This window comes from Streptococcus sp. 9.1, assembly GCF_016648815.1.
In the GTDB taxonomy this organism is placed as follows: Bacteria; Bacillota; Bacilli; order Lactobacillales; family Streptococcaceae; genus Streptococcus; species Streptococcus salivarius_E.
Map to the genome: position 1 here is coordinate 1 of NZ_JACLQS010000028.1, position 5,900 is coordinate 5,900.

Genomic DNA, 5,900 nt, shown 5'->3' on the forward strand with positions numbered 1-5,900 from the left:
GGTCCGTTGGTCAAGGGGTTAAGACACCGCCTTTTCACGGCGGTAACACGGGTTCGAATCCCGTACGGACTATATTTCGAGTAACTTAGGTTACTCTTTTTATTTTGTTTCTTTTTTTTATATGTTATAATAACTTATAATACTATTTTTGAGGTGAATTTATGTCTAAAGTTTTTGTTTTTGGTCATCAAAACCCTGATTCTGATGCGATTGGGTCTTCTTATGGATACGCTTATTTGAAACGTCAACTTGGCGTTGATGCTGAAGCCGTTGCTTTAGGTACTCCTAACGAAGAAACTGCTTTCGTTCTTGATTATTTTGGTGTTGAGGCACCACGAGTTGTTGAATCAGCTTTGTCAGAGGGAGTTAAGCAAGTAATTCTTACAGACCATAATGAGTTTCAACAATCTATTTCAGATATTAAGGATGTTGAGGTCATTGAGGTAGTAGACCATCACCGTGTGGCTAACTTTGAAACCGCTAATCCATTAATGATGCGATTGGAGCCTGTTGGATCAGCTTCTTCAATTGTTTATCGTATGTTCAAAGAAAACAATGTTGAAGTTCCTAAGGAAGTGGCTGGTTTGCTTTTGTCAGGTTTGATTTCGGATACTCTTCTCCTTAAATCTCCAACTACACATGCTTCAGATCCTGCAGTTGCAGCTGAACTTGCAGAAATTGCTGGAGTTAATTTGGAAGAATATGGACTTGCTATGCTTAAAGCTGGTACTAATCTTTCTTCTAAATCTGCTGAAGAACTTATTGATATTGATGCCAAAACTTTTGAATTGAATGGCAATCAAGTTCGTGTTGCACAAGTTAATACAGTTGATATTTCCGATGTTCTTTCTCGTCAAGAGGAAATCGAAGAAGCTATTAATAACTCAATTAAAAGCAATGGATACTCTGACTTTGTCTTAATGATTACTGATATCCTTAATTCAAATTCAGAAATTCTTGCACTTGGTTCAAATACTGATAATGTTGAAAAAGCCTTTGATTTTGTTTTAGAAAATAATCATGCTTTCCTTGAAGGTGCCGTTTCTCGTAAGAAACAAGTAGTACCACAGTTGACTGAAAGCTTTAATGCATAAAATTAGGCCGTCAGGCCTTTTTTTAGTGGTCTGATTAATGGTATAATACTTCTTATGATAATACAATTTAACCCAAACAAACTATGTAAGCAAGCTTTTTTTATGGAAATAGTGAATTATCTATATCTTAATCAGCCTGTGACCCTGAGAGCAATAAAAAGGGAGTTTCCTTTTCAAAAGAATATAGATAAATTAATTGAGGAGTTTGTAAAAGCAGGCTATATTGAACGATTTGAGAAACGTTACCGTTTATTAATTAGTCTTGTGTCGGATTCTTCTAAAATTGACTTAGACCAGCATTTTTTTATTAATGATGATTCTTCTTGTTATTTAGAACTATTAAATCGTAGTTTTGTTACTGAGATATCTAATTCTACTAATGATGTTGTTATTATCGAACAAACGGGTATCACGAGAGACGAACTTACGATTTCAAATTATTTCTATAAATTAAGAGAAAATCTACCATTATCTGAAGAGCAGAATAGATTATATGACAAATTAGGGGATGTTAATCCTGAATACTTTTTGAAACATGTAACGACTTTTCTATTAAAATACATAAGGAAGGAGTATGTACTTCAAAAGAGGAGGAATATTTTTGTTGATGCTTTAGAATTATTAGGGTATCTTATTCAAGTAGAAGAAGGTCGTTATCTTTTGAATATGGACTTAGATTCCGAAGCATTAGTTTTTAGTGCAAAAAAAGACTAGTATTATTACTAGTCTTTTTTATGACAACTTTAACGATTCCTTAGTTCAAGATAACGTTTGTACCAGATGTTAACATAAGATTGTGAAAATGGCCCCTTACCATTGTTAATCCAATCTACCAAGATTTTAACATGTTCCTTTAAGATATAGTCAATATCAGGAGAGTAATGCATTTCTTTTTTATGTGTTTCATACTCATCTACATCTAGCAATTTTTTTTCACCATCAGCGAAGACCTTGACATCTAGGTCGTAGTCAATATATTTTAGTGCTTCTTGGTCCAAAATATATGGACTAGCTAAATTGCAGTAGTAGGAAATGCCGTTATCCCTAATCATGGCTATAATATTAAACCAGTATTTTTTGTGGAAATAAACAATAGCAGGTTCACGTGTTACCCATCGTCTTCCGTCTGCTTCAGTAACGAGGGTGTGGTCGTTAACGCCAATAACAGCATTCTCAGTTGTCTTTAGTACCATAGTATCGCGCCAAGTACGGTGCAAACTACCATCATGCTTATAACTTTGAATTGTGATAAAGTCGCCTTCTTTTGGTAATTTCATGGCGTCCTCTTTCTACAATAAGGGTTATCCCCACTATTGTATCATAATTTTGTGAAAAGAGGGGAAATTCCTATAAATATTCTCTTAGAGCGGATGCTATGGCATCAAAGTCATAACCTTTTCTGGCTAAAGATTGTGTCAAGCGCTGCTTAAGTTCATAACCGTCGTATTTTTTACTAAATTTTTGATATTGCTTATCTATTTCTTTATAAAGGAGAGCTTGTTCAGTTTCTTCATCTGCTTCAAGTTCTAGATGATCGATTGCTAGTTTACTTTCTTGAAATGAAAAACCTTTATTGATAAGGCTTTGAGTTAATTTATCTTTTAGGGCTTTAGATGGTAGTTTTCCCTGATATTTTCGTAACAGTTTTGCAGCTACTCTAATGGCTATTTCTGAGAAATCAAATTGACTTAAAACATCGTCAATGATCGATTTGTTACAACCTTTTTGAAGCCATTTTTGCTTCAGCACATAGGCTCCTTTATCGCCTGAATTCAGATTTTGTTGAGCTAGACTTTCTAGGAGTTTGTAATCATCAATCCAGTGATCTCTTTTTAGATTATCAATAATTTTTGGAATTATATGAGGGTTTATTTCATGTTTAAAAAGGTAATCTTTTACCTCTTTCTCAGTACGTTGTTTAAAGGAAATAAAATAGAGAGCTAAGTTTTTACCATGAGAGAACTGAGCAAAGGATTTAATATTCTCAAGTTGATTTTTGTCCAGTATCATTTCTTTTGTCAACATATATTTAACGATGGTATCTTCTGTAACGTAGAGACTCTCTTTTTTGTCTATCTCAAGGAGATAAAGTCTCTTTTTCTTCTCGATTTTTGTGATTTTCATAGTTATTATTATATCAAAATGTTAGAATGGTAGTATGAATTTACAAGTGAAACAGCGTATCCCGCTTAAGATAAAACGCATGGGAATCAATGGCGAAGGCATTGGTTTTTATAAGAAAACTCTAGTTTTTGTGCCAGGGGCTTTGAAGGGTGAGGAAGTATTCTGTCAGGTTGTTTCTGTTAAGAGAAACTTTGTTCAGGCCAAATTATTAAAGATTAATAAACCTTCTAAGTTTCGTGTTGAACCTGCATGTAGTATTTATGAAGACTGTGGCGGTTGCCAGTTAATGCATCTTCGTTATGATAAGCAATTAGAGTTTAAAACTGACTTATTAGGACAAGCCTTGAAGAAGTTTAAACCGGCTAATTTTGAGTCATATGACATTCGTCCAACAATAGGGATGGAGCAACCACAACATTACCGAGCTAAACTACAATTTCAAACCCGTTCTTTTGGTGGTTCAGTCAAAGCTGGTTTATTTGCGGAAGGGAGTCATCGCCTCATTAATATTGATGATTGCCTAGTTCAGGATGAGCTAACTCAAGTCATCATGAATAAGGTGACAAATTTGTTAGATAAATACAGGTTGCCAATTTATAATGAGCGTAAAATTTCTGGAATTCGGACCGTTATGATACGACGTGCTTTGGGTTCAAATCAGGTCCAGTTGATTTTTGTAACCTCTAAATCAGTTTCTTTCACTAAATTAGTTAAGGAATTGACGGAAAGTTTTCCAGAAATCGTAACAATTGCTGTCAATTATAATTATTCGAAATCCAGTGAGATTTATGGTCAAGAGACGGAAATTCTTTGGGGACAAGACACTATTCAAGAAGAGGTACTGGACTATAACTTTGCTCTCTCTCCTCGTGCATTTTACCAGTTGAATCCTCAACAAACAGAGGTACTCTATGGTCAGGCCGTTGAAGCTTTGGATGTGGATAAGGCAGAACATCTTATTGATGCCTATTGTGGGGTTGGTACTATTGGACTTGCTTTTGCAAATAAGGTAAAGAGTATTCGAGGTATGGATATTATTCCTGAGGCTATTGAGGATGCTAGGAAGAATGCCAAATCACTTGGACTGGGAAATGCTCACTATGAGGTGGGTAAAGCAGAAGATATCATTCCACGTTGGTACAAGGAAGGTTATCGAGCAGATGCTCTTATTGTGGATCCCCCTAGAACTGGTTTAGATGATAAGCTACTTAAAACGATACTGGACTACACTCCTGAAAAAATGGTATATGTTTCATGTAATGTATCTACTTTGGCTAGAGACCTAGTTTCTTTGGCTAAAGTTTATGATGTTAATTATATCCAGTCAGTAGATATGTTTCCTCATACGGCTCGAACAGAAGCAGTTGTGAAGCTAACTAAGAAAATGTGATAAAACCTAACATAAAAAACAAGAAATTTTCAAAATTGTTGGAAAATTTCTTTATTTTTCTGAAAAATAGGAGTATAATAGGCTTATCGATTTTTTAAAGGAGGAGCGTATGAAAAAGAGCTTCATTCATCAACAAGAGGAAATTTCTTTTGTGAAGAATACTTTTACACAGTATTTGATTGATAAACTTGACGTCGTTGAAGTGCAAGGGCCTATTTTGAGTAAGGTCGGGGATGGTATGCAGGATAATTTGAGCGGTATTGAGAATCCTGTAACTGTTAATGTACTTCAGATTCCAGACGCGACATACGAAGTTGTTCACTCATTAGCAAAATGGAAACGCCATACTTTGGCTCGTTTTGGTTTCAATGAAGGTGAAGGGCTCGTGGTTAATATGAAGGCTCTTCGTCCAGATGAAGATTCATTGGATGCAACGCACTCTGTTTACGTTGACCAATGGGACTGGGAAAAAGTTATTCCTGACGGACATCGTAATATCGCTTATTTGAAAGAAACTGTTGAAACCATTTATAAGGTCATTCGTTTGACTGAGCTAGCAGTTGAAGCACGTTACGATATTGAAGCAATTTTACCTAAGAAAATTACCTTCATCCATTCAGAAGAGCTTGTTGAGAAGTACCCTGATTTGACACCAAAAGAGCGTGAAGATGCTATTACCAAGGAATATGGTGCTGTATTCTTGATTGGTATCGGTGGTGTTCTTCCTGATGGAAAACCACATGATGGTCGTGCACCTGACTATGATGACTGGACAACTGAGTCTGAGAATGGTTACCATGGTTTGAATGGGGATATCTTGGTTTGGAATGAACAATTAGGACATGCCTTTGAATTGTCATCAATGGGTATTCGTGTTGATGAAGATGCCCTTAAACGTCAGGTTGAAATTACTGGCGACCAAGATCGTTTGAAATTGGATTGGCACCAAGCCTTGTTACATGGCCTTTTCCCACTAACAATTGGTGGAGGTATTGGTCAGTCACGTATGGCTATGTTCTTGCTTCGTAAGAAACATATTGGTGAGGTTCAAACTTCAGTTTGGCCAGATGCCGTTCGTGAAAGTTACGAAAATATCTTGTAAAAAAAGCACTAACGAAAGTTAGTGTTTTTTGGTTAGCAATTGCTGTGTATAATTGCTCAACGAATTTTTTATTGGAGTAAATATCATGAGAGATGACTTATTTTTTCATAAAGAAAAAAGGCTCTTTTCTACCATTTGTCAAGTCTATCAAGGCTTTAAGTAAAAAAAGAGATAAGACAGTAACTATTCT

General features: G+C 35.5%; 6 protein-coding genes and 1 tRNA gene. 5 read left to right on the forward strand and 2 right to left on the reverse strand.

All coding sequences use genetic code 11. The features are described from left to right. The 3 genes from H7T93_RS09780 to H7T93_RS09790 all read left to right on the forward strand — a co-directional run bounded on the left by H7T93_RS09780 (position 1) and on the right by H7T93_RS09790 (position 1,808). A tRNA-Glu gene (locus tag H7T93_RS09780) sits at positions 1–72 on the forward strand. An 89-nt stretch (positions 73–161) separates the two neighbouring features. After that, on the forward strand, positions 162–1,094 hold the full coding sequence (locus tag H7T93_RS09785; RefSeq protein WP_175057408.1) for a manganese-dependent inorganic pyrophosphatase: 933 nt from the start codon (positions 162–164) through the stop codon (positions 1,092–1,094). Positions 1,095–1,148: 54 nt separating this feature from the next. Continuing rightward, positions 1,149–1,808 carry a DUF1803 domain-containing protein gene (locus H7T93_RS09790; protein ID WP_175057409.1) on the forward strand — a complete coding sequence of 220 codons (660 nt, stop codon included), beginning with the start codon at positions 1,149–1,151 and terminating at the stop codon, positions 1,806–1,808. A gap of 29 nt (positions 1,809–1,837) precedes the next feature. On the opposite strand, the gene H7T93_RS09795 is transcribed toward H7T93_RS09790, so the two are convergent. Then, positions 1,838–2,371 carry a DUF402 domain-containing protein gene (locus tag H7T93_RS09795; protein ID WP_002886644.1) on the reverse strand — a complete coding sequence of 178 codons (534 nt, stop codon included), beginning with the start codon at positions 2,369–2,371 and terminating at the stop codon, positions 1,838–1,840. Positions 2,372–2,441: 70 nt separating this feature from the next. Further along, positions 2,442–3,218 carry a recombination regulator RecX gene (gene recX / locus H7T93_RS09800; RefSeq protein ID WP_155211758.1) on the reverse strand — a complete coding sequence of 259 codons (777 nt, stop codon included), beginning with the start codon at positions 3,216–3,218 and terminating at the stop codon, positions 2,442–2,444. 34 nt (positions 3,219–3,252) lie between these two features. Here recX and rlmD point away from each other — a divergent pair, with 34 nt between their 5' ends. Together rlmD and asnA are read left to right on the forward strand one after the other, a co-directional pair. Further along, a complete protein-coding gene (gene rlmD, locus H7T93_RS09805; protein WP_201041942.1) occupies positions 3,253–4,608 on the forward strand; it encodes a 23S rRNA (uracil(1939)-C(5))-methyltransferase RlmD in 1,356 nt (451 codons plus the stop codon). A 109-nt stretch (positions 4,609–4,717) separates the two neighbouring features. Beyond that, positions 4,718–5,710, forward strand: a complete 993-nt coding sequence (gene asnA, locus H7T93_RS09810; protein WP_014633569.1) for an aspartate--ammonia ligase — start codon at positions 4,718–4,720, stop codon at positions 5,708–5,710. Positions 5,711–5,900: the final 190 nt, after the last annotated feature.